At 62.7% G+C, this 934-nt stretch carries 1 protein-coding gene; it reads right to left on the bottom strand.

Annotated elements, in window-relative coordinates; all coding sequences use genetic code 11:
* Window positions 1-23: 23 nt before the first annotated feature.
* On the bottom strand, window positions 24-934 hold a 911-nt coding region (gene tnpC / locus C5F46_RS16210; protein WP_107326316.1), incomplete at its 5' end, for an IS66 family transposase.

The raw sequence follows: 934 nt of genomic DNA, 5'->3' as shown, positions 1-934 counted from the left end.
GGTAAGCGGGAAGGCATGGCCGTTCAGGCGTTGTAATTCCATGGCATGAGCGCATTGATTTCAGCACTGGGCCACTGGTTGGCGATGCGCTCCAGTGTCAATGTCAGCCAGGCAAGAGGGTCGACGTTGTTCATTTTGCAGGTCTGCAGGAGCGTCGCGATGGTAGCCCATGTCCGGCCGCCGCCGTCTGACCCGGCGAAGAGGCTATTTTTCCGCGTGATGGTCTGGGGCCTGATGGCACGTTCGACGATGTTGGAATCCAACTCGATGCGGCCGTCGATCAAGAAGCGCTCGAAGATTTCGCGACGCGTCATGGCGTAGCGCAGCGCTTCTGCCAGCTTCGACTTGCCCGAGATACGCGGCAGGGTCCGCTCCCAGAGCGCGAACAGCGCGGCGACAATCGCGGCCGAGACAGTCTGGCGTGCGGCAGTGCGGGCTTCGGGGCTTTGACCGCGAACGGTCGCTTCAAGCGCCCAAAGCTCCGTCATCTTCTCGATCGTAGCAGTCGCGACCTCGGAAGCACCGGTCGTGTGCAGTTCGTAGAAGCGGCGACGGCTGTGCGCCCAGCATCCCGCGAGCAGCGCACCATCATTGCCGCCGTCCTTGCGGGCCAGCTTGTTGTAGGCGGCATAGCCGTCCACCTGCAGGATACCGCGATATCCCCCGAGATGCCGCCGCACACAGTCCCCGGACCGGCTGTCCTCGAAGCGATAGGCCACCATGGGGGGACCGCTCCCGCCAAAAGGTGTGTCGTCACGGGCATAGGCCCAGAGCCAGGCCTTTTTCGCGCTACCGGTGCCAGGGGCGAGGGTTGGTAAGCTGGTTTCATCCGCGAAGACCCTGTCGCCTTTCAGGATCTCACCCAGGACATGGTCTGCGAGGATATTCAGTTCGAAGCCAACCCGACCCATCCACTGGGCCATTAGCCGTCGGT

This window comes from Phaeovulum veldkampii DSM 11550 (assembly GCF_003034995.1).
GTDB classification, from domain to species: domain Bacteria; phylum Pseudomonadota; class Alphaproteobacteria; order Rhodobacterales; family Rhodobacteraceae; genus Phaeovulum; species Phaeovulum veldkampii.
The sequence above is the reverse complement of the archived record's forward strand: the minus strand, read 5'-3'. Positions and strand labels throughout refer to the sequence as shown.